We start from the raw sequence: 26,413 nt of genomic DNA, 5'->3' as shown, positions 1-26,413 counted from the left end.
TTTACAGTCGCAACCATTTTTGCAATATTTGTTTTCATAAACTTCATGATTTCCACACATTTATTGACACTATGTTCACATTCTCATGCGCACTGACTCTGAAACGTTGACGGAAAACGTCACCCCAAAAGCCAACTGGTCCCTGGCGTTATGTGCAGGTTTATTAGGGATTGGGCAAAACGGTTTGCTGGTCATGCTTCCGCAACTGGTCACCCAGACAGGGCTTTCGCTTTCGGTTTGGGCCGGGCTGTTGATGTTCGGATCCATGCTCTTTTTACCCGCATCACCCTGGTGGGGACGCCAGAGCGAGCGACATGGCTGTAAGGTCGTGATGCTGGCCTCGCTGAGTGGCTATCTGGTCAGTTTCGGGGTGATGTCGCTGGTGGTCTGGGCGATGGCGGCCGGGATGCTGGATAAGGTCTGGGGCCTGACGGGGTTGGTTCTCTCGCGCACGCTCTATGGTCTGACGGTCTCAGGCCTGGTACCTGCGGCTCAGACGTGGGCTATCCAGCGCGCGGGTCTGGAAAAAAGAATGGCCGCACTGGCGACAATTAGCTCCGGCCTGAGCTGTGGTCGTTTGCTTGGGCCACCGCTGGCGGCGCTGATGCTCAGCGTCAATCCGGTAGCACCGCTCTGGCTGATGGCGATTGCGCCTTTCATCGCTTTGCTGCTGGTGCTTCGCGAAGTGGCGGACCCACCGTTACCGCCAGTGGCGCATCAGTCGACGCGTTTGCGGGCTTCAATGCTGCCGTTCCTGTTATTGGCGTTGCTGCTGGCGGCCCTGGTGAGTTTAATGCAGCTTGGCCTGTCACCGCATCTTAGCCCGCTGCTGGAGGGTAACGTCCGGGACATCAGCCATCATGTTGCTCTCCTGCTGAGCCTGGCCGCGCTGGCCACGCTCGCGGCGCAGTTTCTGGTGGTCCGCCCGCAATATTTCAGCCCGGTGACACTGCTCTGCATGGCCGCGGTATTGATGGTAGTGGGGCTTGGGTTGATGTCTGTGGCGGGTCTGGCGCTTTTCTACGTGGGGATTGTCATTACGTCGCTCGGGGCAGCCATGGCAACACCGGGATATCAGCTACTGCTTAACGATCGGCTAACCACGGGCAAAGGGGCGGGAGCGATCGCCACCAGCCACACATTAGGCTACGGTGTTAGCGCGCTGCTGGTACCTGTAGTGACACGTTTTTACGGTGAACAGTTTTTAACGATGGCTGCATTAGGCATGGCATTGCTGTTTTTAGTGCTCAGCATAGGGGTTCGATCAACTGAGCGTCCCCTCGCTGAAAAAAATTAATGGACCTGGCGGGGAGAATGGCCGCCAGCATCCTCATTCTGCCGTAAACGCTGCAGGGGATCTTGCTGGTAAAACTGGCAGAATCGCTGCCACAGTGCCGGGAATCGGGGGGCGAAGAGTTCTGGTGCGCTGAAAAAGTATTCAGAGAGTACCGCAAAGCACTCTGCGGGATCGGTCGCCGCATAGGCATCAATGCTGGCTGCGCTTTCCCCCACCAGGTCTATTTCATCCTGGATATTATCCATCGCGGCATGCAGGTCGTGTTCCCATCCCGCAACCTCACGAAGCGGAATCAATGGCACGCCGCTGGCGCGATCGCCGTTGCGGGTATCGAGCTTATGCGCCACCTCGTGAATAATCAGATTAAAACCTGACGCATCGAACGAGTCCTGAATATCGAGCCAGTTGAGGATAATTGGTCCTTGCTGCCAGCTTTGTCCGGACTGAACCACGCGCTGGTTGTGCACCAGCCCGATATCGTCCTGCCATTCGTCATCGACAACAAACGGCGCGGGATAGATAAGCACTTCGTGGAAACCGTCCAGCCACTCGATACCCAGTTCAAGAACCGGCAGGCAGAACAGCAGGGCGATACGCGCGTTTTTCAGCGGGTCTAGTTCGAATCCCTGCAGCGGAACCAGGCGTTTTTGCTGCAAAAAACGATCCGCCAGCTGAACCAGTTTCGATTGTTCATCCGGGTTTAGATTAGCCAGAACAGGGATCGTCAGCGCGTCATCCCATGGCAGCGCCACATCCCGGCCAGCCTCATTCGTTTTCCAGGGCCACTTTATCATCGCTTTGCTCGCAAACTCGTCACTTGAACAAAAATGGGAAAGTCAGGTTCGGTTAAGACGCCAGAAAATCGCTCACTGCGACAATTCCAGCCTGAATAAACTATCATTCGTACGTAGCGGTGGGTAGCGGTTTGCGGGCATCACCTTCATTTTGTGAAGTCTGTCGTGGCCTTGTCTGTAGTCTCAGTGAATTCACCGACAAAGAGAAACCATCGTTACCTTGACTACAACGAACGCTAATCTGAATTTCAACACCTCACCGGTTGCGGTAGGTCAATAAGACGCTATTATTTTTGACTTTGTTGCGTATTCCCTGACAGGACATTTAGACGCCATGCCCGTGAATTTTGACCTTAACGATCTCTATGCTTTCAGAGCGTTAGTGGAATACGGTAACTTCCGTGTCGCTGCTGAATCTATCTGCTTATCCCAGTCGGCGCTGAGCCGCAGGATTGAAAAGCTGGAAGCCGCGCTGGGAAACCGGCTGTTCGATCGTACCACCCGCCGCGTGGCCTTAACCCTATACGGGCAAAACTTTGCTGAACGATCGGCTCAGCTGCTCGACAGCGTAGAGTCAATGTTGGCTGATGTTGATAAAGTCAGTGAAGAACGGACAGGGCTTATCACGGTCGCCACGGTACCCTCTGCGGCCTGTTATTTTATGCCTGACGTGATTCGTCGTTTTCAGTCTCGCTATTCACGCGTTCGCATTAAGCTCATCGATAGCAGTGCAGGAAATGTGATTGACGCCGTGGCCCGAAGCCAGGCGGATTTTGGTATCTGCTTCGCAGGAAACTTGCCGCCTGACATCGAATTTTTTCCGCTGGTGGAGGATGTTTATGTCGCGGCGTGCAGAAAGGATCACCCGCTGGCACAAAAGAGTCACCTGACGTGGCAGGCGTTTTATCAGCAGGATTATATCTCTCTCGATAAAACGTCAGGTAACCGTAACCTGCTCGATCGGATGCTGGGAGATATTGTTCCCGAGCGCCCCAGCGTCTGTGAAACCCGTCACGTCACCACGATGCTTGGTATGGTAGAGGCGGGGATTGGCATTGCTGCCGTTCCCGCCATGTCGATGCCGACGTCAGAGCATACGCTGCTGACGCATCTGCCGCTGGTGGCGCCGGAAGTGAAACGCACCGTGGGGCTTATCCGGCGCCGGGGGCGCATCCAGTCTTACATAGCGGCTGAACTGGAAAAGCAGATCACCGAGCAGTATCGCCGGACGTAACGGGGATCATCCCCGTCTCCTTGATGACGGCCCTTGAGGGCGGTGAGGCGAGATAGGTCAGCAGCGCTTTCCCCTCCGCGGGATGTTCGGCATGGCGGGTGACCGCACCCGCGAAGCGCGTGATGTACTGCAGACTATCAGGGATTTTCCCGATAAAGGTAACGCCCTGAACCGGCAGCAGCTCGCTGACCTGCTGGAAGCCCACGGCGTATTTTCCTTTCGCCACTTCTGAGGCAACCGGAATACGCTCGACCTTTGTCGCTTTGCCCGCCACTTCCTTTTCAATCCCCAGCTTTTTGAACAACGCCTGGCTGACATACCTGCCGCTGGCGCTGTCAGAGTAGGCGATGGAGCTGGCCTGCAGCAGCGCGTTACGCAGGGTCGCCTCGCTGCTGATATCAGGAACATCCGCACCTTTTTTCACCACCATGCCAACGGGAGAGTCCGCGAGTTCAGTTCGCGAACCCGGCTGGGTCTGGCTGGCTTTTTCGAGCTTCTCCAGCGCATCGCCCACCATAATCACCACGTCGGATTTCTCGCCGCGCGCCAGGCGGTTTGGGATCGCCTGCGGCGTCGTGCCCATTGAGGGGCCGGGGATGATCACGATTTTATCCCCGGTCTGGTGTTCATATTCCGGGGCCAGCTTTTCCAGGGCGGCTTTGAAGCCGCCTGAGATCATGACCGTCACGTCCTGAGCACAGGCATTGGCGCTCAGGAACGTCAGCACCAGCGCGCTGGCGGTATAGCGATAAGTGCGTTTCATACAGCCTCCTGTGACTTGACGGTGTTTTGCAGCGATACCGCACGGCGGCGGTAGAGGTAGAGCGTGGCCAGCAGGGCACACACGGCAGCGAAACTCATCCAGTAGCCAGGCGAGGCTTTGTCACCGGTGTATTCAATCAGCGCGGTGGACATTACCGGGGTAAAGCCGCCAAAGACCGCCGTTGCCAGGCTGTAAGCCAGAGAGAAGCCCGCCACGCGCACTTCGGCAGGCATAATCTCCGTCAGGGCCGGGATCATCGCGCCGTTATACAGGCCGTAGAGGAAGGAGAGCCACAGCAGTACGCTCAGCATCATGGAGAAGCTGGGGGCGTTAGCCAGCAGCGTCAGGGCCGGATAGCTGGTCGCCAGCGCCAGCAGCGTCATGGCAATCAGCACCGGCTTGCGCCCGAAGCGATCCGACAGCGCACCGCCCACCGGCAGCCAGACGAAGTTAGAGATAGCCACCAGCAGCGTGACCAGCAGGCTGTCCGAGGCGCTGAGCATCAGCACCTTTTTGCCAAAGGTGGGGGCGTAGACGGTGATCAGGTAGAACGCGGTGGTGGTCATCGCCACCATCAGCATGCCTGCGACCACCACCTGCCAGTTGCCAAGCAGCGTTTTAAAGACCTGACGCATCTCCAGATGATGGCGGCGCGCGCTGAACTCTTCCGTCTCCTCCAGCTTGCGGCGCAGGAAGAAGATAAACGGCACGATTAAACAGCCGAACAGGAACGGGATGCGCCAGCCCCATTCGCGAATGGCGCTCTCCTCCATCAGGGCATTCAGGGCAAAACCCATCGCCGCGGCGACCATAATGGCGACCTGCTGGCTGCCGGACTGCCAGCTGGTGTAAAAGCCTTTGCGGCCCGGTGTGGCGATTTCAGCCAGATAGACCGAGACGCCTCCAAGCTCTGCACCGGCGGAAAAGCCCTGCAGCAGACGGCCCGTCAGCACCAGCAGCGGTGCCCACAGACCAATGCTTTGATAAGAGGGGATAAGCACAATCAGGAACGTCCCCGCCGCCATGATGGAAAGCGTGACGATCAGCCCCTTTCTGCGCCCCACCTTGTCGATATACGCACCAAGCACAATGGCCCCGATGGGCCGCATCAAAAAGCCCGCGCCGAAGACGGCGAAGGTCATCATCAGCGACGCAAATTCACTGCTCGCCGGGAAGAACGTGTGGGCGATGTAGGTGGCATAGAAGCCGAAAAGAAAGAAATCGAACTGTTCAAGAAAGTTGCCGGACGTCACGCGAAGTATCGCGCCCGCCTTAGACCGTACGGTTGCAGGTGAGGTTGAGGAAAACATGGTTATCTCCAGTTATTGTTGACGTTTTACGCGTCTGTTTCTGAAAACTGGATCAGGACGAGGAAATAGATAAGCGCAAATGCCGCATCGGCTGATGCATTTTTTGCATGAATACTATTCACTGTGTAAATACAATTAATGGCAACAATAACTTAACAAGTTGTTGGCTTTTTATTCACCAATATTCTGTAAGTCTCTGATATTGCGATTTTGTGATGTTGCGCAGAGGGGCGCTTCAGAAAGTGCCGGGTAACCGCTTCATTACCCGGCGGGGGCAATTTAGCGCAGCGCCCGGGCAATGGCGCTAAAGGACGGCTCCGCCTGCGGCCAGGGATTCTTACCAACCCATTTTCATGCCGTGCATTGGCAGAACGAAAAAAGGCTGCGCACCGAAGTGGGCAGCCGGGGGATTAGTCAGACGATGGTCACCATCTGGAAGCCGGGAAGCGCTCAGCGCTGTGAACACCCTTTGCACTGTTGGTTCTGGATCTGCTGGAAGAAATCGTTGCCTTTGTCATCCACCAGGATAAACGCCGGGAAGTTCTCGACTTCGATTTTCCAGATGGCTTCCATACCCAATTCAGGATACGCCACGCATTCCAGACTCTTAATACTGTTTTGCGCCAACACCGCAGCCGGGCCGCCGATGCTGCCCAGGTAGAAGCCGCCGTGTTTATGGCAGGCATCCGTTACCTGCTGGCTGCGGTTGCCTTTTGCCAGCATGATCATGCTCGCGCCGTGGGATTGCAGTAAGTCCACATATGAGTCCATACGTCCCGCGGTGGTCGGGCCGAGTGAACCAGACGCATAGCCTTCCGGCGTTTTAGCAGGGCCCGCATAGTAGATTGGATGGTCTTTCACGTACTGTGGCAGTTCTTCGCCATTGTCGAGCAACTCTTTCAGCTTCGCATGGGCGATATCGCGCGCGACGATGATAGTACCGTTCAGCGACAGACGGGTAGAGACCGGGTGCGCGGAGAGCTGCGCCAGGATCTCATTCATCGGCTTGTTCAGGTTGATGCTGACCACGTCGCCTTCGCCCTGCTGACGCAGAGATTCAGGAATATACTGGCCCGGGTTGTGTTCCAGTTTTTCAATCCAGATCCCGTCGCGGTTGATTTTTGCTTTGATATTACGGTCTGCGGAGCAGGAAACACCCATGCCGATTGGGCAGGACGCGCCATGGCGTGGCAGGCGGATCACGCGGATATCGTGGGCGAAGTATTTGCCGCCAAACTGTGCGCCGAGACCCAGGTTCTGCGCTTCCTGGAGCAGTTCCTGTTCGAGCTGAACATCACGGAACGCCTGGCCGTGTTCGTTACCTTCTGTTGGCAGTGCGTCGTAATAGCGGGTGGACGCCAGTTTCACGGTTTTCAGGGTGCTTTCCGCAGAGGTACCGCCAATCACAAACGCGATATGGTAAGGCGGGCAGGCTGCAGTGCCCAGAGTACGCATCTTCTCAACCAGATAATTTTTCAGTTTCGCCGGGGTAATCAGCGCTTTGGTTTCCTGATAGAGATAGGTTTTGTTGGCTGAACCGCCACCTTTTGCCATGCACAGGAATTTGTATTCGTCCCCGTCCACACTGTAGAGATCAATCTGCGCAGGCAGGTTGGTGCCGGTATTCACCTCTTTATACATATCCAGCGCGGCATTCTGGGAGTAGCGCAGGTTGTCTTCGATGTAGGTGTTATACACCCCCTGGCTCAGGGCTGCTTCGTCGCCGCCACCGGTCCAGACGCGCTGGCCTTTTTTCCCCATGACGATCGCCGTTCCGGTGTCCTGACAGGTTGGCAGCACGCCTTTGGCGGCAATCTCGGAGTTGCGAAGGAACTGCAGGGCAACGTACTTGTCGTTCTGGCTGGCTTCAGGATCGTTAAGAATGGCGGCAACCTGCTTCTGATGAGAAGGACGCAGCATAAACGCAGCATCGTGGAAAGCCTGCTGTGCCAGCAGCGTCAGCGCCTCTGGCTCGACTTTCAGGATCTCCTGACCCTCGAACTCGGCAACGGAGACGTGCTCTTTAGTCAGCAGATAGTATTCGGTGTCGTCATGCGCGAGAGGGAAGGGGTTCTGGTATATAAACGGTTTGTTTGACATAGCGTATTGCTCCACAAAAATAAAACCGCCGGAGGATGAGCCCGGCGGTCAGGAATCAGAACATCATGGACATCCACGGATAACCAATCAGCAGCAGGGCCGCCAGGAAGATGGCACCGAAGATGGTGCCGAGGCGCCAGTAGTCTTTGGTTGGCAGGTAGCCACTACCGTAGTAAATCGGGCTTGGGCCGGTACCGTACGGGGTGATGATCCCCATCACGCCCAGCGAGGTCACCATCAGCAGAACAAACACTTCCATATTCATGCCAGGAATGGTGGAGGCGATGGTCAGCATCGCTGGCAGCAGCGCGGTGGTGTGCGCGGTGGTGCTGGCAAACAGGTAGTGCAGCAGGTAGAACGCCAGCAGCAGAACGATGGTCGCAACACCCGGTGAGATACCGCTCATTAACAGACCGCCTTCTTTACCCAGCCAGCTGATAAAGCCGGTAGACGAGAGGCCATCCGCCAGCGCAACCAGGGTGGCGAACCAGACGAAGGTGTTCCACGCGGCTTTGTTGCCGGTGATATCGTTCCACTCCAGCACGCCGGTCCACAGCATCAGGCCGACGATGAGCAGGGCAGCCATGGCAGGTTCAATCCACGCGGCAGCGAAAATCCACATCAGCAGTGCACAGCAGACGAATACCAGCAGCAGGATTTCGTTGCGGGACAGTTTGCCCAGTTTTTCCAGCTCACGTGTCGCCCACAGCGGCACTTCGTTGTTCACTTTGACTTCTGGCGGGTAGAACCAGTAGGCCAGCAGCGGCATGGTCAGGATCAGCAGGATGCCCAGCGGCAGGAAGGCGAGGAACCAGGTACCCCAGGAGATATCAATCCCAACCGTACTTTTCACCAGCGCCAGCGCCAGCAGGTTAGGCGCGAGGGCGGAGAGGAACATTGAACTGGTGATACAGGCCGCGGTGATAGCCACCCACATCAGATACGAACCAATTTTACGCGCGCTTGGGTCGTTCGGTTTTGAACCATACAGCGGCGGCAGGTTAGCGATGATCGGGTAGATGGTCCCGCCGCTGCGCGCGGTGTTGGACGGAGTAAACGGCGCCAGCAGCAGGTCTGCGAAGGTAATGGCGTAACCGAGCGTCAGGCTGCGACGGCCGAGATACTTCACCAGAATCAGCGCCAGACGGCGGCCGAAGCGGGTTTTGTCATATCCTGCGGCGAACATAAAGGCACCGAAAATCAGCCAGACGGTAGAGTTACCAAAACCGCTCACGGCCCATTTAAAAGAGGCACCGGCCAGCTTGAATTTCGGGTCGGCCAGCTGTTCTGGGCTGAACAGCACCCACTGGCTACAGAGCGCAATGGCGACCACGCCCGTCAGGCCAATCACCGCGCCCGGCAGCGGTTCGAAGATCAAACCAACGATCACACCGACAAAGATGGCGAAGTAGTGCCATGCGTAAGGAGGCAGCCCTTCTGGTACCGGAACAAACAGCAGCAGTACGGCGACGATGACGGGCAGTGCCATCATCAGCAGACGTTTTGCGTTTCCATTTGATGCCTGGTTCGCCACAGGGGGCGTTACAGCAGTTTTTGTATTCATAGTTTCACGTCTTAAGTTGTCAAAAATTCGGTCGTACTGAAAAACAAAATGGCTTTCTTAAGTTTCTTTGCTTTTTTTAGTTATTAAATGTGCGCTTTTGTATTTTCAGTAATAGCGATTTAACGCATTTTTGATTGCGCTAAATTAAAAAATGATGATGTTTTTATATTGCGCTTTTGGATGCCATAACTATTGATCACGATCAAAAAAACAGAATGGCAGCGTTATTTTTATTCTTTTATTAATAACCGCTCAGACGTATGTGGGTATTACGTGTTTTATTGGTTTGTTTTATCATTTTCGTAACATTTATGTTTTCTTTGTTTTGTATCTTGTTGTTTTTAATTGTTTTATTATTTATGTGGAAATTGGTTTTACCAATTTTTATTTAACGTATTTTAAATTATTGTGAATGACTGAATTACATTCGCTAACACCAATGTGTTATTTGTGTTATTGCAGGGATTAAATAGTTTTTTAACTAACGTAATAACTTTAGAAACTAAAAAAATCATTATATTAATATCATGACATCGGCAAAGAACGACGAAATAAAAAATCAATCCGATAACGAATTCTTAATTTTTAAAAGTTTGGAGTTTTCTATTATGAGCACTAACGAACGCATTCTGAGTTCCTTCACATTACCGAATGGTACCGAACTGAAAAACCGTTTGTTAATGGCCCCAATGACAACCTGTACCGGCTACTATGACGGTACGGTGACCAGCGAGCTGGTGGAGTACTATCGGGCCCGTTCCGGCAGCATTGGCACCATTATTGTTGAGTGTTGCTTTGTCGACGATCTCGGTCTTGCCTTCCCGGGTGCGATCGGTATTGATAATGACGAGAAAATCGCCGGGCTGGCGAAAATCGCTGAGGCAATTAAATCTAAGGGTTCTAAAGCCCTGCTGCAGATCTACCACGGCGGCCGTATGGTTGACCCGAAACTGATCGGTGGCCGTACGCCGGTAGGGCCAAGCGCAGTTGCCGCTCCACGTGACGGTGCCGCGACGCCGGTTGCGCTGACCACTGCCGAAGTCGAAGGCATGATCGGTAAGTTTGGCGATGCCGTGCGCCGCGCGATTCAGGCTGGTTTTGACGGTGTCGAGATCCACGGGGCCAATACCTATCTGATCCAGCAGTTCTACTCCCCGAACTCAAACCAGCGCACGGACGAATGGGGCGGCAGCCGTGATAACCGTGCGAAATTCCCGCTGGCGGTGCTGGAAATTACTCACAAAATGGTGCGCCAGTACGCGGACGACGCGTTTATTATTGGCTATCGCTTCTCCCCTGAAGAGCTGGAAGTGCCGGGCATCCGCTTTGAAGACACCATGTACCTGCTGGAGAAACTGGCGGCGCGCGGCGTGGATTATCTGCACTTCTCCGTCGGCGCTACCCTGCGACCTTCCATCGTCGATACCCAGGACCCGACGCCGCTTATTGAAAAATACTGCGCCATGCGTTCAGAAACGCTGGCACAGGTTCCAGTCATGGGCGTGGGCGGCGTGGTGAATGCGTCAGACGTGAATGAAGCGCTGGACCACGGTTACGACCTGATTGCCGTTGGCCGCGCCACTATTGCTTACCCGGACTGGACTGACCGCATCGCGGCCGGTGAAAACCTTGAGCTGTTTATGGACAGCACCAAACGTGAAGAGCTGAACATCCCTGAACCGCTGTGGCGCTTCTCACTGGTGGAAGCGATGATCCGCGACATGAGCATGGGTGAATCCAAATTCAAACCGGGCACCTTTGTTGAGAAAGTACAGGACGATGCTAACGAGCTGGTGATTAACGTCAGCCTGGAGACCGACCGCATTGCGGATATCGAACTTGCATCGGGTCCGAGCGAAGACGTTGAGTTTGTGACCAGCTTTGAAGAGATCCGTACCCGCATTCTGGATGCCAACACCCCGCATGTGGATGCCATCACTGGCGCAACCAGCCAGAGTGAAGCGGTGAAAAAAGCGGTCTCGAAAGCAATGCTGAAATCCAGCAAAGCGCTGGCCGCAGAAGAGGGCGCCGACCCGAATGAAACCCGCAGCGTGGACGTGGTGGTGGTTGGTAGCGGTGGTGCCGGTCTGGCCGCCGCCATCCAGGCTCACGACGAAGGTGCAAGCGTGCTGATTGTTGAGAAAATGCCAACCATCGGTGGGAACACCATTAAAGCCTCTGCCGGGATGAACGCCGCCGAAACCCGCTTCCAGCGCGTGAAGGGCATTCAGGACAGCAAAGAGCTGTTCTACCAGGAAAGCCTGAAAGGCGGCGGTAACAAGAACAACCCGGAACTGCTGCGCCGCTTTGTTGAGAACGCGCCGCAGGCGATTGAGTGGCTGGCAACACGCGGCATTATGCTAAACGACATCACCACCACCGGCGGGATGAGCATCGACCGTACTCACCGTCCAAAAGACGGCTCTGCGGTGGGTGGCTACCTGATTAGCGGTCTGGTGCGCAACGTCAACAAACGCAACATCGAGGTCATGCTGGACACCTCCGTCAGCGATATTCTCTTCGAAAACGGTGAAGTCACCGGCGTGCGCCTGACCACCGAAGAGAATGAAACTATTACCGTAGCAACCAAAAGTGTCATTGTTGCCACCGGTGGTTTCAGTGCCAACAGCCAGATGGTGGTGAAATACCGTCCAGACCTGGAAGGTTTCGTTACCACCAACCACAAAGGGGCGACCGGTGGCGGTATTGCGCTGCTGGAACGTATTGGTGCAGGCACCGTTGATATGGGCGAAATCCAGATTCACCCAACCGTTGAGCAGAAAACATCGTATCTGATTTCCGAATCTATCCGCGGCGGCGGGGCGATTCTGGTAAATCAGAAAGGGGAACGCTTCTACAACGAAATGTCGACACGCGATAAAGTCTCGGCGTCAATCATCGCGCTACCAGAGAAATACGCCTACATCGTCTTTGATGAACATGTTCGTGCCAAAAACAAAGCCGCAGATGAGTATATCGCCAAAGGATTTGTGACCAGCGCCAGCTCGCCAAAAGCACTGGCTGAGGCCCTGGGGATGGATTACCACCAGTTCCTGGCAACCCTTGAGCGCTACAACGGCTTTGTTGAAAAACAGCACGACGATGATTTCGGCCGTACCACTGCGCTGCGTGCGCCAATCAACGAAGGGCCATTCTACGCCATTCAGATTGCACCAGGCGTGCACCACACCATGGGCGGCGTGACCATCAATACCGAAACCTGCGTACTGGACAGCAACCACAACGTACTGCCTGGGGCGTTTGCTGCCGGTGAAGTGGTCGGCGGGATCCACGGCGGTAACCGTATTGGTGGTAACGCAGTGGCAGATATCATTATTTTTGGTACTCTGGCTGGACACCAGGCGGCTATGCGTTCGAAAAAGAGGTAAGGCACCTGTTTCTCAGGCCGGATGAGCGCAGCGCCATCCGGCATATTCCCCGGCGGCGCTGTGCTTGCCGGGGTTACATTTGAGGATACATCCTATGCCTGATAGCCATCGCGTTTACAGCTACTCCGCCGTCCTGATGGGCTCACCCATCCTCCTGAAACTCTTCTCCCATGACGAAGCCCTCGCTTCCCGCGTGTTTCGCCTGATCAAACAGTATGAAGATCTGCTCACCGTCAACCGCGCGCACTCGCAGGTCATGGACATTAATCATGCTGCAGGCCAGCATCCGGTCACCGTCAGCCGACCCGTATTTGAACTGATCCGCTGTGCAAAAGCGGCAAGCCTCCTCAAGGACAGCGCCTTTAACCTGGCCATTGGCCCGCTGGTGAAGCGCTGGAAAATTGGTTTTCAGGGAGACAGCGTTCCGCCTGCCGATGAATTAGCGTCACTGCTGGCGATTACCCGTCCTGAGGATGTCATCCTTGATGAGGCCCGCAGCAGCGTTTTTCTGACCAGCACGGGTATGGAAATCGATCTGGGGGCCATCGCCAAAGGATATATCGCCGACAGAGTACGGGATTATCTGCACAAAGAGGGGGCCGATCTGGGGCTGATTAACCTCGGCGGCAATATCCAGACATTAGGCTCGCCGGAAGGGGGCTGGAGCGTGGGGCTCAAAAAACCGTTCGCCGGGGATGAGTTGATCGGCACGATGACGGTCGAGAACATGTCAGTCGTGACGTCCGGAACATACGAACGCTACTTTGAACAAAACGGCAAACGCTATCACCACATTCTCGATCCGCGCACCGGGTATCCCCTGGATAACGAACTGGATAGCGTGACCATCATTTCTAAAAACTCCATTGATGGAGATATCTGGACCACGTTGATGTACGGCATGGGCGTAGAGAAGGGGTGTGCCACGCTGCGCGCGCGCCCCGATATTGAAGCTATCTTTGTGACAAAAACAAAAGAAGTGGTGCTCTCTTCAGCGCACCACTTCCGGTTTATCTTGCTGGATAACAGCTACTGCGTTATTGACAATACTGCTTGAGCAGGCCTGTTTGCTCCGGCTGGAGGCGGTAGCGATACACCGGACGCCCGGTGGCACCGTAGTGAATGCTGGTGAACAAAATGTTGATTTGCGCCAGCCAGATCAGATATTTGCGGCAAGATACGCGGGAGATATTGACCGCGCCTGCCAGGTCATCTGTGGAGAATTCTGTCTCCGGATGGGCATCAATCCACTGACAAATCGTGCGCAGCGTCTGCGGCGTTAACCCTTTCGGCAGCTTTTTGCTGTCCGCCAGCTCTGGCGCTCCGCCGTGGATCAGTCTGTCAACGTCGGCCTGCTCGTAGTACTGGTGCGATCCCATCAGACTGTGCTTCGCCTTCCAGCCGTTTAGTGCTTCCTCAAAGCGTGGGAACTGGAACGGTTTAATCAGATAATCCATCACGCCGTAATGGATGGAGGTCTGGATCGTGGCGGCGTCAGCAGCGGAGGAGATCATAATGACATCAATCGGGCGGCCCGAAGCGCGAATAACGGGCAACAGATCCAGCCCGTTATCCTGCTGCATATAAACGTCCAGCAGCACCAGGTCGACAGGCTGGTTGGGGTTATTGATAAAGGCCTCGGCCTGGTTGAGCGTAGAGGCGACTCCGCAGCAGCTAAAGCCTTCAACACGGTTGACGTACAGACGGTTGAGGTCAGCTACCATGGCATCATCATCGACAATTAATACATTTATCACGCGATATTCCTCTCGCTATCCCAGGGGATGTGAACAAAAAATTGGGTAAAGACACCAGGCTCAGACTCGACGGAGATGTCTCCGCCCAGGTTCTGGATTTGCTGGCGAGCAAGGAACAACCCAACACCGCGGTTTTCACCTTTGGTTGAGAATCCCTTTGTAAAAATAGCCTCCAGCTGAGTGGGATCAATACCGGGGCCATCATCACTGACTTCACAACTGAGCCAGCCATTCTGATAATGCAACAGCAGAGTGATTTCGCCTTCCTGCTGTCCTTCCATCGCGTCGAGAGCGTTTTCAATAAGGTTACCCAGCGCGGTGATCAGCACCGCAACCTGCTCTTCACTGGCGGTATCCGGAATCTGGCACTCATCGGCCAGCGACAGGGTGACGCCCGCTTCTTTCGCCCGGTTTATTTTACCCAGCAGGAACCCCGCAATCACCGGAGATTTTACCTTGCTCTGTATCTCACCGATATCTGTCTGGTAATTGTGCGCGGTCTGGATGATGTACTCTTCCAGCTTGTCGTAACGTTTCATGTGCAGCAGGCCAAGGATCACGTGCAGTTTGTTCATAAACTCATGTGTATGGGTGCGCAGGGCGTCAACGTAACTGACCATGCCATCAATCCGCTGCATCAGCCGGCTGATTTCCGTTTTATCGCGGAAGGTGGTGATCGCGCCGATCACCCGATCCTGGCTTTTGACTGGCACCATGTTGCACAGCAACAGCCGCCCGTTACAGCTGATCTCCTGATCCTGGCGGGCAATACCCGTTTTCGAGACTTCCCGCAGGCTGGCCAGCAGCGGCGCGCTGGAGTTTTCAGTCTGCTTCCCTGAGGGCAGGAGTAAAATCTCTCTGGCGGTTTGATTAATCATCGTCACCCGGCCATGAATATCGACAGCCAGCACCCCTTCACGGAGCGACTGCAGCATTGCCTGACGCTGTTCGAACAATGCGGAGATTTCGTAGGGTTCGAGCCCGAACAGGATGCGTTTCAGTACCCGAACCAGACCCCAAATCGCCATGGAACTCATAAAGATACTGAATAAGATGGTCCAGACGGCGTTCATCCGTCCACGGGCGATCTGATCTTCCACTTTTTTGAGAGAGATACCGACCACCACCACACCGATCTGATCGTGCTGGCTGTCATAAACAGGGGTGAAAACACGGAGAGCTTCGGCGAGCGCACCACGGTTTACGGAGACATTCTCTTTACCTTCCAGCGCAGGCTCGAGGTCATTACCAATAAAGTGCAGGCCGATCAGCGCTTCGTTCGGGTGCGAGTAACGAATCCCCCGCATGTCAGTCACCACCGTGAGCAGCAGGTCATTGCGCTGGGTGACGGCTCTGGCGATGGGTTGAATAATATCTGCCTGCGGGGGCTGCATCAGACCTCGCTGGATCTCCGGGCTGTCGGCCAGCGTGCGGGCGATACCCAGCGCGGTATCTTTAACATCATCGCGGGTCGCCCGGGTAATTTGTACTGAATAGAGTGCAAAGACCACCAGCAGCACAGAGGCAATAATCGCGCATACCATTAACGTGACCAGCGTATTCAGTTTCATGGGGCGCTTGCGCGTCAGAAGGAAAGGCTGCAAATCGCTCATCAACACTCCGCGATGATTAAGAAAGGGGGTAATTATCGCCGATGACGCGCTTTTCTTAAAGCCATGTAAAGGCGTGGATTTGCTCCTCTTTTCGTGACCCTCCTCGCATGTCATCCATATAAAACACTTTATAGTGTGTGGGTACTCATAATAAGGAGGCTGTTTATGAGCATTATGCTTACCGGTTCGGTCAAGGAAAGACGGCACGCCAGCACGATGAATATTGATAGATTGTCCACGCTGGACATGCTGAAAGTCATTCACCAGGATGATGCACTTATCACTGCTGCTATTACCCCCTGTTTAACAACTATCGCCCGCGTGGTGGATAACGCCGCCGCGACCCTCAGCCACGGTGGTCGTTTAGTCATTGTTGGCGCAGGCCCGTCGGGCCGTGTCGCGCAACAGGTAGCGGATGAATATGCTCCGGGTAAAACTCCTGTCATTGCCGTTACAGCAGGCGAGGGAGAAGGAAGCTATGAGCGTGGCGTTGCCGACCTGCAGGCCATCACCTTTGGCGAACACGATATGATGCTGGCGGTGACCATTAGCGGAAAAACACCGTGGGTTTGGGGCGCGATGCGGCATGCATGGTCGCAGGGCTCTTCGGTTGCTGTCATTACCGGCGACGCGCAAAGTGAAGCGGCGCAACTGGCGAGTATGGTGATTGCCCCGGACCTGGGTGCTGATGTGGTCGCAGGCTATATCAATACCAAAGCGGGGATTGCGCAGAAAATGATCCTCTCGATGATTGCTACCGGATTGGCCGTGCGAACCGGTCGCGTATACAGCAACCTGCGTGTGGATCTTGAGGCAAGCAATACCAAATGGGCCGAGCGACAAATCGCAATAGTGATGGAAGCAGGCGGATGTACCCGGGCGGAGGCGAAAGCCGCGCTGGAAGGGTGTAACCATAACTGTAAAACAGCGGTGTTGATGGTGCTGACAGGGCTGGATGCGTGGAAAGCCCATGAGCTGCTGGCGCAGAATAACGGGTTTATTCGCGTGGCGTTGCAGGAAGCGCCATAATATACACGTTGAAGACGTAAAAAAGGCCGCAATTGCGGCCTTTTGTCTTTCAGTAAATTAGAACTGGTAAACAATACCCATTGCGAACTGATCGTCAGTAGCATTACCAGTGATTGCACCGTCTTCTTCATTCAACAAGTTAAATTTATATGCAGTATAAACATTCATGTTTTTATTGAAGTAGTACCATGTACCAAGTTCGATGTAATTCACACGGTCAGCGTTGACGCCCTCATAACCATTTTTGGCACCGAAGTCCTTGGCTTGAGAATAAACATAGCCAAGGGATGGACGCAAACCAAAGTCGAACTGATATTGAACGACCGCTTCGACGTTCTGCGTTTTATTAGCAAAACCATGGTCAGAGCCTGCTTTGGTCATATTACGCGTTTCGCCATACATGACAGCGGCGTAAACGTTGTTTGCATCATACTTTGCAGACAGCGCCCACACTTCCGCGTTGTCGCCATAACCGTCAGCCGTTTGTTCATCAGTACGGTCGGATTTACCATACACACCGACGAAACCAAAGCCGTCTATGTTATAATTCACAGACATACTGTAGCCATCGCCATTTGCTTTGAAGCGATCGCGATCGTCATTTTTTCCTTGATATTGCACAGCGAAGTTCAGGCCTTCCACCATGCCAAAGAAATCGGTATTGCGGTAGGTTGCTACGCCGTTGGTACGTTGGGTCATAAAGTTATCGGTGGAAGCCCACGAATCACCACCCCATTCAACCAGCATATCGGTATATGCTGCGGCATCATAAGCGACACCGTAGTTACGACCATAATCGAATGAACCATAATCGGCATACTTAAGACCAGCGAATGCAAGACGAGTGCTTTCGTCCTGACCGCCTTCAGGCTTGCTGGCATCAATATTATGCTCAAACTGGCCGTAACCGGTCAGAAGATTGTTAATTTGCGTTTCACCTTTCACACCGAAACGAGCGTACGAAGTATCAGCATTTTCACTGTTACCACTATCAGTGTTAGACCAGATGCGTTCGCCAACCATCTTGCCGTAAAAATCAACTTTGTTACCGCCTTTGTTATAAATCTCTGCCGCATTTACCGCGCCAGCCATTAATAAAGCGGGTACAAGAAGTGCCAGAACTTTTCTTTTCATTATATATTCCCTTTAAAGATAATTTATATGAATATATGTAATTACACTCCGCAATTACATGGCTGATACTATTCTATGGATTGTTATTTTGGTTCAAAAATAAATGTAATTAAAGTCGTATAAATATTGCAAAATATTTCCAAATGTCGCTTTATTTTTCTTGTGAATTATTCGATTGAACATATAGGGGTTAATTATTATTAAGTATTTCACGCTATTATTATTTCATTTTTATAATTGCTTGAAATTATATATTTCGCCCTTTCAGAGCAAAAATAACACAACCGTTAATCTTGCCTGAGATCAACTTAACGCAAACTGAGCGTAAGAAATCTTCCCACACTGCCGCGTTTAATGACAAAATGTGATGATTGTCACAAAACTAAGTGAGCAGGTGAAAACGATAGTGCAGCTATCGTGGAGTGAAGGATAAAGATGGAACGAAAAATTGAACGCAGCCTGGGAGGCAAACTGGCTCTGTGGGTGTTCTACGCATTTTGCGGTTACTTTGTCTGGGCTATGGCGCGCTACGCGTGGGTGGTAAGTAAAATTCCATCACTGCCTGATACCGTGGCTGACGGTGATTTAGGGTCGACCAGCGGGAAGTGGCTTGGAGCCATTCTGGGGTTTATGGTGCTGGGCACCGTCGGTCTGATTCTGGGCGCGATTGCCTGGTACACGCGTCCTCGTCAGGACAACCGGTGATAGCAGCGGGGAAAGTTGCTATTGTTACCGTTTCACCGACAGGATGTGATCATGGAACTTACGCAGTGGCAGCACCGCTTTGAACGCTGGCTCGACGAAAACCACACCACCGACGACGCCGCTCATGATATTTCACACTTTCGTCGTGTCTGGATGACCGCGCAAAAAATTATGGACAACCAGACGGTTGACCCGCTGGTTGTGCTGACCGCATGTTATTTTCATGACATCGTTAGCCTGCCCAAAAACCATCCGGAACGCAGTCAGTCATCCCGTCTGGCGGCGCGTAAGACACGTAGCATTCTGCAATGCGATTTCCCTGATTTTCCGTCCGAATGTTATGCCGCAGTGGAACATGCCATCGAGGCACACAGTTTCAGCGCCGGGCTGACGCCGCAAAGTATTGAGGCCAAAATTGTCCAGGATGCAGACCGTCTGGAAGCACTGGGTGCCATCGGTCTGGCGCGAGTCTTTGCCGTGTCAGGCGCTTTGGGGGTGGCACTGTTTAATGCTGACGATCCGTTCGCCGATGCACGAGCCCTTGATGACCGGGCGTTTGCCCTTGACCATTTTCAGACCAAGCTGTTGCGCTTGCCTGATACAATGCAAACGGATGTCGGGCGCGAGCTCGCGCATCACAACGCCGATTTTCTGATCCAGTTTATGGCGAAACTCAGTGCCGAATTACACGGCGACTGCATCGGGCTGGATAGCCAGGTTCAGAGCCGCTTCCGTCGCAGTTTGCGCAAATGAACTGTGGTAATCTGTTTCCAGTCTTTATTGTCCGGTTAAAAGAATGCAGGAAAATCGATCAGTGACTGAGCCCGCACCTGAGCAGGCTGAGAAATCAACGGCAACGGTGCAGGCGCTATTGCACCAGTTGTTAGATATCTATGATGCTAAAACCCTGGCAAATCAGCTGGTGGCACGCGGTGAGAGCCACTGGAGTCCGGCAATCCTGAAAAGACTGCTGACCAGCGAGCGGGCAGGGCGTCGCCTGAGCGAAGGCGAGTTTCGTCACCTGCAGAGCCTGCTTCCACGTCCTTCTGCCGCGCACCCGAACTATGCCTTCCGCTTTATCGATCTGTTTGCCGGTATCGGTGGCATCCGACACGGCTTTGAAGCCATCGGCGGTCAGTGCGTGTTTACCAGCGAGTGGAACAAACATGCTGTGCGCACCTACAAAGCGAACTGGTACTGCGATCCGCATGAACATCATTTCAACGCGGATATCCGCGATGTCACCCTGAGCCATAAAAGTGGCGTGAGCGATGAACAAGCCGCGGAGCACATTCGCCAGACGATCCCGGCGCATGATGTGCTGTTGGCGGGTTTCCCGTGCCAGCCTTTCTCCCTGGCGGGCGTCTCGAAAAAGAACGCCCTCGGACGCGCCCACGGTTTCGCCTGTGATACCCAGGGAACGCTGTTTTTTGATGTGGCCCGCATTATTGACGCCCGACGCCCGGCGATTTTTGTGCTGGAAAACGTCAAGAATCTAAAGAGCCATGATGGTGGAAAAACCTTCCGCATCATCATGCAAACGCTGGACGAGTTGGGCTATGACGTGGCCGACTCACAGGACATGGGCGCGGATGACCCAAAAATCATTGATGGGAAACATTTTCTGCCCCAGCATCGCGAACGAATCGTGCTGGTGGGTTTCCGCCGCGATCTCAATCTGAAGGGGGATTTCACCCTGCGTGATATTCCTTCTTTATATCCGGCGCACCGTCCCACCGTGGCTGAGCTGCTGGAGCCTGTCGTCGACGCGAAATTTATCCTCACTCCGGTGCTGTGGAAATACCTCTACCGCTATGCCAAAAAACATCAGGCGAAGGGCAACGGCTTCGGTTTTGGGATGGTCAACCCAAACGATCCGCACAGCGTTACCCGTACGTTGTCTGCCCGCTACTATAAAGACGGTGCAGAAATACTGATCGACAGAGGCTGGGACAAGGCGCTTGGCGAGCAGAATTTCGACGACCCGGACAACCAGCGTCACCGTCCACGACGCTTAACGCCGCGGGAATGCGCCCGGTTAATGGGGTTTGAAACCCCGCAAGGCTACAGCTTCCGCATTCCGGTTTCGGATACGCAGGCTTACCGCCAGTTTGGTAATTCTGTGGTGGTTCCCGCCTTTGCGGCGGTGGCAAAACTGCTGTCTTCCCGCATCAAACAGGCTGTGGCGCTACGTGAGAGTGAGGCCGTCAATGACGGATGTTCACGATAAGGCCACGCGCAGTAAAAACATGCGTGCTATCGGCACGCGTGATACCGCAATTGAAAAACGCCTGGCCGCGCTTCTGACGCAGGCCGGCGTTGATTTCCGCGTGCAGGATCCTTCGCTTGCGGGTCGCCCGGATTTCGTTGTCGACGCGTACCAGTGCATCATCTTTACTCACGGCTGTTTCTGGCATCATCACGACTGCTACTTGTTCAAAGTCCCGGCGACACGCACCGATTTCTGGCTGGAGAAAATTGGTAAAAATGTTGATCGTGACAACCGGGATCTCACCACGCTTATTGCTCAGGGCTGGCGAGTGCTGATCGTCTGGGAGTGTGCCCTGAGAGGCAGATTAAAACTGAACGATGCCGATCTCACGGAACGGCTGGAAGAGTGGATCTGCGGCGGCGGTCAGACCGCGCAGATCGACACACAGGGTATTCATCCGCTTACGGTTTTTCCACCTCGCAAGGTGTGACAACCGGTTTGGCAGGCAGCAAATATTTGCCCAGCGTGACCAGCACAACAGCAAAAACAATCACCCCGAGTGCCAGCCATTCTACCGACGAGAGCGTTTCACCGCCCAATCCTGTCCCGAGCAGCACGGCCACGACCGGGTTGACATAGGCATAGCTGGTGGCGACGGCCGGAGAAACATTGCGGATCAGGAACATGTAGGCATTAATGGCGATGAGCGATCCAAACAGCGCCAGATAACCGACCGCCAGAAAGCCCGACAGACCCGGCATTGTCGTCAGCTTTTCTCCCGTCAGCGTTGAGGCGAGTAAGAGCACAATCCCCGCAGCGAGCATCTCTATTGCGCCAGCCATCATGCCGGAGGGCAGCTCAATACGGGAGCCGTATACGGAACCGAATGCCCAGCTCATAGAGCCGATCAGAATAATCACGGCGCCCCATGGGTTCCCGCTCAGGTTACCGCCGCTGTTGAGCAGAATAATGCCAGCAAGCCCGATGCCAATCCCCAGCCATTCCAGTTTGCGGGTACGAATGCCAAAAAGGCGGCTAAAACAGAGGGTAAACAGCGGGACGGTGGCAACCACCACGGCGGCGATCCCTGACGGTACATTCTGGTGCTCGGCAATGGTCACAAAACCATTGCCCACGGCCAACAGCAGCAGACCAATCAATGCAGCATTAAGCAGCGGGCGAAGTGGGGGAAGTTTATGACCGCGTAGCAGCAGGAATGCCAGCAGAAGCACCCCAGCCGAGAGGAAGCGAATACCCGCCATCATCAGCGGCGGCCAGCTTTCTACCCCGATGCGAATGACAAAGTAGGTTGAGCCCCAGATGATATACAGTGAAAAAAGTGCCCCAATGAGCGGTAGCAATTGCCGGAAACGCATAATCCCTCACGACGAAATAAAAAGGTCGCTGATAGTAAACGCGAAAACTATCGTGCTGGCGAGCCCTTTAATTGTGTGGTTGATGTGAATTTTTTGTTGACGAAAGGTGCCTGTTTCCGGGTTCACGCTTTTGCTCCATACTATTCACTACATTAGCAAAAAAAGAAGGATTGAGATTTTGGCAGGAAGTAGCTTATTAACATTGCTGGATGATATTGCCACCTTGCTGGATGACATTTCAGTGATGGGGAAACTGGCAGCGAAGAAAACCGCAGGCGTTCTGGGAGATGATTTATCGCTTAACGCCCAGCAGGTGAGTGGGGTTAGGGCTAATCGTGAACTGCCGGTGGTGTGGGGCGTTGCGAAAGGTTCATTCCTGAATAAAGTGATTCTGGTACCACTGGCGCTACTGATCAGCGCGTTTATTCCCTGGGCCATCACGCCGTTACTGATGATTGGTGGGGCATTTTTATGCTTCGAAGGCGTCGAGAAAGTCCTGCATTCGTTCGCGGCACGTAATAAGAGCGATACGCCTGAAATGCGCCAGCAGCGTCTTGAAGCACTGGCCGCGCAGGATCCAAAAACCTTTGAGCGCGATAAAGTGAAAGGGGCTATTCGTACCGACTTTATTCTCTCTGCTGAGATCGTCGCCATTACGCTGGGGATTGTGTCTGAAGCACCGCTGATGAACCAGGTTTTGATCCTCTCCGGGATCGCTATTCTGGTCACGGTAGGGGTGTACGGTCTGGTGGGGTTGATCGTTAAGCTGGATGATATCGGCTACTGGCTGGAAGAGAAATCAAGCGCGGTGGCAAAAGGGGTAGGCAAAAGCTTACTGGTGCTGGCGCCCTGGCTGATGAAGAGTTTATCCGTGGTCGGCACGCTGGCGATGTTCCTCGTTGGCGGCGGTATTGTGGTTCACGGTATTGCGCCATTGCATCACGCTATCGAACATTTCTCCACTGCGCAGGGTGCTGTTGTCGCGGCGATTCTGCCCACGCTGCTGAATCTTGTGTTGGGCTTTATCATTGGCGCTATCGTGGTGGCGGCAGTAAAGTTGGTCGAAAAAATGCGTGGCACGGCGCACTAATTGCTACCTGTTACAGATGCAAAAAGACCATTCCTCGTCTAAATTGAAAAAGTTTCACCCTGATACAGGAGGCAGGTATGGTCTTTTTGGTCAGTGATGAAGTTAAGCCTAAGAAGGGCGGCCCACGTATGATTGTCACCGGGTATTCCAGTGGAATGGTGGAGTGTCGGTGGCACGATGGCTACAGCATCAAGCGGGAAGCATTTCGTGAAGATGAGCTTCAGCCGGGTGATGGGCAGCAGAAACGAGACAAGGCTTAATCACATAACGCCCGGCTTTGTCGGGCGTTTTTTATTTCAGGTACCGGGTGTAGGCAGTCATCAGGGAGAGTGTGTGTGCAGCGCGATACATTTGTTGTAAGACGATCTTTTTTTCAATGGCTGCAAAAGCGCAGCAACCCTGGCCTGATTGTTAATTCCTGTTTTATCGTCGTACTGATCTTCTCCACTCTTCTGACCTGGCGCGAGGTGGTGGTGCTGGAAGAGGCCTATATCTCCAGCCAGCGCAATCATCTGGAAACGGTTGCCAGCTCGCTCGACAGACAGCTGCAATTTGGCGTTGATAAGGCGCTATTTTTCCGCAACAGCATGCGGGACGCACTGCAGAAACCGCTGGCATTTGACGTTTTGCATCAGGCTGTTGATCGTTTTGACCTCCTCCGGAATCGACCTGCCTGGCAGCTGGCGGTGGATAAAGAACGCACACTACCCATTAATGGCGTATCAGACGCCTTTGTTGAAAAAACGGTACTCCTCAACCGTGACGATGAACGTATCCGTAATGAGATTTCTGCTGCACTTGAAGTCGGTTACTTACTACGTCTGGCCTCATCGACGGTACAGAATGAAGAGCGGATTATCTATATCTCCCGCGCCGGGTTTTATCTTTCCACGGATACGCCTGCGCAGAGTGACGACATCATTACGCGTTATTACCACCTGGTGACCCAGCCCTGGTTTACGCAGCAGTCTGAACGTAACAATCGTGCGCGGGCGGTGCGCTGGTTTATCTCTACCGCGTCCTCCTGGACCGGCAACGAACGCATGATTACGGCCAGCATACCCATCTATTTTGAACATTACTGGTACGGCGTAGTGGCGATGGATTTTTCGTTTAGCACCATGAAGCGTTTGCTGGCAGATGCAACGGACGATCATGCCGAAGGGGAATATCAGCTGTACGATTCGCGCCTCAACTTGATTGCCTCTTCGGAATCTCCGGCCAGCCTGATGAACCGTTTTGACGAACGTGAAATGGCGCAAATCGCGCATGCCATTGAAAGTGACACGGAAGGCGGAGTCCGTCTCGGCAGTCGTTTTATCAGTTGGGAACGGCTCGATCACTTTGATGGCGTTGTTCTGCGAGTGCATACCCTGCATGAAGGTGTTCAGGGTGATTTCGGTAGCATCAGCATTGTGCTGGCTCTGCTGTGGGCACTGTTCACGGCCATGCTGCTTATCTCCTGGCTGGTGATTCGCCGAATGGTGAGCAACATGTATGCACTGCAAAGCTCACTGCAGTGGCAGGCCTGGCATGATCCGCTCACCCGTCTGAATAACCGTGGTGCACTCTTCGAACGGGCCAGAATACTGGCACAACAATGCCAGCAACAGTCGCTACCGTTTTCCGTGATTCAGATCGATCTGGATCATTTCAAAAGCATCAATGACCGCTTTGGCCATCAGGCGGGTGATAAGGTGCTGTCTCATGCTGCCGGGATTATTGCCAGCGGACTGCGTGAAAACGATGTCGCCGGGCGCGTCGGCGGGGAAGAGTTTTGCGTGGTATTACCTGGGGTGGCGCTTCCCGAGGCCTCGGTGGTAGCAGAGCGCATCCGCGCAAGGATTGACAGCAAAGAGATTCTGGTGAAAAAAAGCACCACATTACATATCACTGCATCATTTGGCGTGAGCTGTGCCCATGAAAAAGGGAACTACAACTTTGAACAGCTGCAGTCGATTGCCGATACCCGTCTGTATCTGGCAAAACAGGGGGGACGTAATCAGGTTATCTGGCGCGATGACGACAAGAAGTGATCCAGCCCCTCACTCCAGCCAGCCGGTCCGGGCTGCTGAGTGTAATAGACCCGCGCAGGGGAAGTGTCTCGCAGCACGATACCCTGTCGGTTTATCCCTTTGATGACGACAGCGAAGTCCATGCTGTCCAACAGGGGGGCATCATTGGGGCCATCACCGAGTCCCAGGGTGACAGGAGTGATATCTTCCTGCTCACGGTACTGCTCAATAAGCCAGTTAACCGCAACGTCCTTACCACAGCGGGCGTCCAGAATATGCCAGAAACGGGCGCCTTGCAGGCATTTCAGGCCACTTCGCGCCAGCACCTCTTCAAACTCAACCATTTTCTCATCGGTGTCGCGCCAGATAAGCGTGACGGAGGCTTCATGCTTACGTGCGAGGGCTGAGCGATAGCGCGTCAGCCCGGTCCACTCGCTGATAACCCGTTCATCGACGTCGTCAAAGGTGGTGAATTTAACGCGTAACTGCAGGCGGATTTGTTCAATCAGCCGGTGGATATCCTGGTGCGACATCCCTCTGATGTGGCGCTGACCCATTTCCCAGCGGACATCAGGCTGAATCACTGCGCCGTTTTCGGCAATAAGCGGTAAACCTTCCAGCCCCAGATCCTGCTGGATCTCAAGCATCTCTGCCACCGTCTTACTGCTGCAAAGAATGACCGGTACCTGGTTATCCAGCAGCCTGTCGAGCCAGGGTATCGCTGGCTGCCAGTCATAGGTATGAATATCCAGCAACGAGCCATCCAGGTCAGAAAAAATCAGCAGCGTGTCCTGCAGTGAAGGCATAGTGGCTCCAGATAACGGATGCGTCAGAGATTAAGAATATTCCTAAAAAATAACGAAAAGGGAAATCCTGGAAAAGGGAACTATCCCAGGCAAACCCGCATTCGGCGTATGTTATCGCTCATAACAAAAATCAATATGTTAAAAAAGTTATATTCATTCCGAGAATATATGCTTGTCAGGCAAAATTGTTGGGGATAGTGTGGCATGTACATCAGGTTTCCTGGT

22 protein-coding genes and 1 pseudogene are annotated in these 26,413 nt (G+C 53.7%); 13 read left to right on the top strand and 10 right to left on the bottom strand.

Annotation, left to right across the window (positions count from 1 at the left end; all coding sequences use genetic code 11):
• Positions 1 to 85: 85 nt before the first annotated feature.
• Positions 86 to 1,297, top strand: coding sequence for an MFS transporter (locus AAHF05_RS13905; RefSeq protein WP_129325431.1), 1,212 nt, complete (start codon positions 86 to 88; stop codon positions 1,295 to 1,297).
• Here the strand turns inward: AAHF05_RS13905 and mtfA are convergent.
• On the bottom strand, positions 1,294 to 2,091 hold the full coding sequence (mtfA, locus tag AAHF05_RS13900; protein ID WP_028019616.1) for a DgsA anti-repressor MtfA: 798 nt from the start codon (positions 2,089 to 2,091) through the stop codon (positions 1,294 to 1,296). The genes AAHF05_RS13905 and mtfA overlap by 4 nt on opposite strands.
• Before the next feature lie 334 nt (positions 2,092 to 2,425).
• Here mtfA and AAHF05_RS13895 point away from each other — a divergent pair, with 334 nt between their 5' ends.
• The gene (locus AAHF05_RS13895; protein ID WP_028019615.1) at positions 2,426 to 3,325 is read left to right on the top strand and encodes a LysR family transcriptional regulator; all 900 of its coding nucleotides are present in this window, start codon (positions 2,426 to 2,428) and stop codon (positions 3,323 to 3,325) included.
• On the opposite strand, the gene AAHF05_RS13890 is transcribed toward AAHF05_RS13895, so the two are convergent.
• A complete protein-coding gene (locus tag AAHF05_RS13890) occupies positions 3,300 to 4,088 on the bottom strand; it encodes a substrate-binding domain-containing protein (protein ID WP_129325429.1) in 789 nt (262 codons plus the stop codon). The genes AAHF05_RS13895 and AAHF05_RS13890 overlap by 26 nt on opposite strands.
• Positions 4,085 to 5,398: an MFS transporter gene (locus tag AAHF05_RS13885; RefSeq protein WP_128348835.1), complete on the bottom strand. Its 1,314-nt coding sequence runs from the start codon at positions 5,396 to 5,398 to the stop codon at positions 4,085 to 4,087. Before AAHF05_RS13885 ends, AAHF05_RS13890 begins: the two co-directional genes overlap by 4 nt.
• 322 nt (positions 5,399 to 5,720) lie before the next feature.
• Here AAHF05_RS13885 and AAHF05_RS13880 point away from each other — a divergent pair.
• Positions 5,721 to 5,855: pseudogene (locus AAHF05_RS13880) on the top strand (LysR family transcriptional regulator); the annotation flags it as partial.
• Here the strand turns inward: AAHF05_RS13880 and fumA are convergent.
• Entirely contained in the window at positions 5,849 to 7,498 is a 1,650-nt protein-coding gene (fumA, locus tag AAHF05_RS13875) for a class I fumarate hydratase FumA (RefSeq protein WP_028019612.1), read from the bottom strand. The pseudogene AAHF05_RS13880 and the gene fumA overlap by 7 nt on opposite strands.
• 55 nt (positions 7,499 to 7,553) lie before the next feature.
• Positions 7,554 to 9,062: an anion permease gene (locus tag AAHF05_RS13870; RefSeq protein ID WP_023325580.1), complete on the bottom strand. Its 1,509-nt coding sequence runs from the start codon at positions 9,060 to 9,062 to the stop codon at positions 7,554 to 7,556.
• A 608-nt stretch (positions 9,063 to 9,670) separates the two neighbouring features.
• Here AAHF05_RS13870 and AAHF05_RS13865 point away from each other — a divergent pair.
• Together AAHF05_RS13865 and AAHF05_RS13860 are read left to right on the top strand one after the other, a co-directional pair.
• Positions 9,671 to 12,451, top strand: coding sequence for a flavocytochrome c (locus tag AAHF05_RS13865; protein ID WP_129325482.1), 2,781 nt, complete (start codon positions 9,671 to 9,673; stop codon positions 12,449 to 12,451).
• Between the two features lie 94 nt (positions 12,452 to 12,545).
• Positions 12,546 to 13,508 carry an FAD:protein FMN transferase gene (locus AAHF05_RS13860; RefSeq protein ID WP_129325481.1) on the top strand — a complete coding sequence of 321 codons (963 nt, stop codon included), beginning with the start codon at positions 12,546 to 12,548 and terminating at the stop codon, positions 13,506 to 13,508.
• Here the strand turns inward: AAHF05_RS13860 and dcuR are convergent.
• Positions 13,489 to 14,208: a two-component system response regulator DcuR gene (gene dcuR / locus AAHF05_RS13855; RefSeq protein ID WP_028019609.1), complete on the bottom strand. Its 720-nt coding sequence runs from the start codon at positions 14,206 to 14,208 to the stop codon at positions 13,489 to 13,491. The two genes, AAHF05_RS13860 and dcuR, sit on opposite strands and share 20 nt — an antisense overlap.
• Positions 14,205 to 15,821: a sensor histidine kinase gene (locus AAHF05_RS13850; protein WP_129325480.1), complete on the bottom strand. Its 1,617-nt coding sequence runs from the start codon at positions 15,819 to 15,821 to the stop codon at positions 14,205 to 14,207. Before AAHF05_RS13850 ends, dcuR begins: the two co-directional genes overlap by 4 nt.
• A 165-nt stretch (positions 15,822 to 15,986) precedes the next feature.
• On the opposite strand from AAHF05_RS13850, the gene AAHF05_RS13845 reads away from it, so the two are divergent.
• Positions 15,987 to 16,850, top strand: coding sequence for an N-acetylmuramic acid 6-phosphate etherase (locus tag AAHF05_RS13845; RefSeq protein ID WP_129325479.1), 864 nt, complete (start codon positions 15,987 to 15,989; stop codon positions 16,848 to 16,850).
• Between the two features lie 57 nt (positions 16,851 to 16,907).
• On the opposite strand, the gene AAHF05_RS13840 is transcribed toward AAHF05_RS13845, so the two are convergent.
• Entirely contained in the window at positions 16,908 to 17,984 is a 1,077-nt protein-coding gene (locus AAHF05_RS13840; protein WP_129325478.1) for a porin, read from the bottom strand.
• Positions 17,985 to 18,419: 435 nt separating this feature from the next.
• Between AAHF05_RS13840 and drpB the strand changes: the two genes are divergently transcribed.
• From drpB to AAHF05_RS13820, 4 genes are all read left to right on the top strand, one after another.
• Positions 18,420 to 18,689 carry a cell division protein DrpB gene (gene drpB / locus AAHF05_RS13835; protein ID WP_028019605.1) on the top strand — a complete coding sequence of 90 codons (270 nt, stop codon included), beginning with the start codon at positions 18,420 to 18,422 and terminating at the stop codon, positions 18,687 to 18,689.
• A gap of 51 nt (positions 18,690 to 18,740) precedes the next feature.
• Positions 18,741 to 19,442 (top strand): phosphohydrolase, encoded by a 702-nt coding sequence (locus AAHF05_RS13830; RefSeq protein ID WP_128348898.1) that lies wholly within the window; start codon positions 18,741 to 18,743, stop codon positions 19,440 to 19,442.
• 61 nt (positions 19,443 to 19,503) lie between these two features.
• Positions 19,504 to 20,919 (top strand): DNA cytosine methyltransferase, encoded by a 1,416-nt coding sequence (locus AAHF05_RS13825; protein ID WP_129323334.1) that lies wholly within the window; start codon positions 19,504 to 19,506, stop codon positions 20,917 to 20,919.
• A complete protein-coding gene (locus tag AAHF05_RS13820) occupies positions 20,900 to 21,391 on the top strand; it encodes a very short patch repair endonuclease (RefSeq protein ID WP_128348900.1) in 492 nt (163 codons plus the stop codon). The genes AAHF05_RS13825 and AAHF05_RS13820 overlap by 20 nt, the downstream gene beginning before the upstream one ends.
• On the opposite strand, the gene yedA is transcribed toward AAHF05_RS13820, so the two are convergent.
• Positions 21,363 to 22,277 (bottom strand): drug/metabolite exporter YedA, encoded by a 915-nt coding sequence (gene yedA, locus AAHF05_RS13815; RefSeq protein ID WP_028019601.1) that lies wholly within the window; start codon positions 22,275 to 22,277, stop codon positions 21,363 to 21,365. The two genes, AAHF05_RS13820 and yedA, sit on opposite strands and share 29 nt — an antisense overlap.
• Positions 22,278 to 22,452: 175 nt before the next feature.
• On the opposite strand from yedA, the gene AAHF05_RS13810 reads away from it, so the two are divergent.
• From AAHF05_RS13810 to dgcQ, 3 genes are all read left to right on the top strand, one after another.
• On the top strand, positions 22,453 to 23,367 hold the full coding sequence (locus AAHF05_RS13810; RefSeq protein ID WP_192831230.1) for a DUF808 domain-containing protein: 915 nt from the start codon (positions 22,453 to 22,455) through the stop codon (positions 23,365 to 23,367).
• A 77-nt stretch (positions 23,368 to 23,444) separates the two neighbouring features.
• The gene (locus tag AAHF05_RS13805; RefSeq protein WP_028019599.1) at positions 23,445 to 23,627 is read left to right on the top strand and encodes a YodC family protein; all 183 of its coding nucleotides are present in this window, start codon (positions 23,445 to 23,447) and stop codon (positions 23,625 to 23,627) included.
• A gap of 75 nt (positions 23,628 to 23,702) precedes the next feature.
• Entirely contained in the window at positions 23,703 to 25,403 is a 1,701-nt protein-coding gene (dgcQ, locus tag AAHF05_RS13800; protein WP_028019598.1) for a cellulose biosynthesis regulator diguanylate cyclase DgcQ, read from the top strand.
• Here the strand turns inward: dgcQ and AAHF05_RS13795 are convergent.
• Complete coding sequence (locus tag AAHF05_RS13795; RefSeq protein ID WP_129323335.1) at positions 25,370 to 26,188, bottom strand: mannosyl-3-phosphoglycerate phosphatase-related protein; 819 nt, start codon at positions 26,186 to 26,188, stop codon at positions 25,370 to 25,372. The two genes, dgcQ and AAHF05_RS13795, sit on opposite strands and share 34 nt — an antisense overlap.
• Positions 26,189 to 26,413: the final 225 nt, after the last annotated feature.

The sequence above is a fragment of the Enterobacter adelaidei genome (genome assembly GCF_041937165.1).
Classification (GTDB): Bacteria; Pseudomonadota; Gammaproteobacteria; order Enterobacterales; family Enterobacteriaceae; genus Enterobacter; species Enterobacter adelaidei.
Note: the sequence above shows the minus strand (reverse complement) of the source record. Positions and strands in the feature narration are given on the sequence as shown.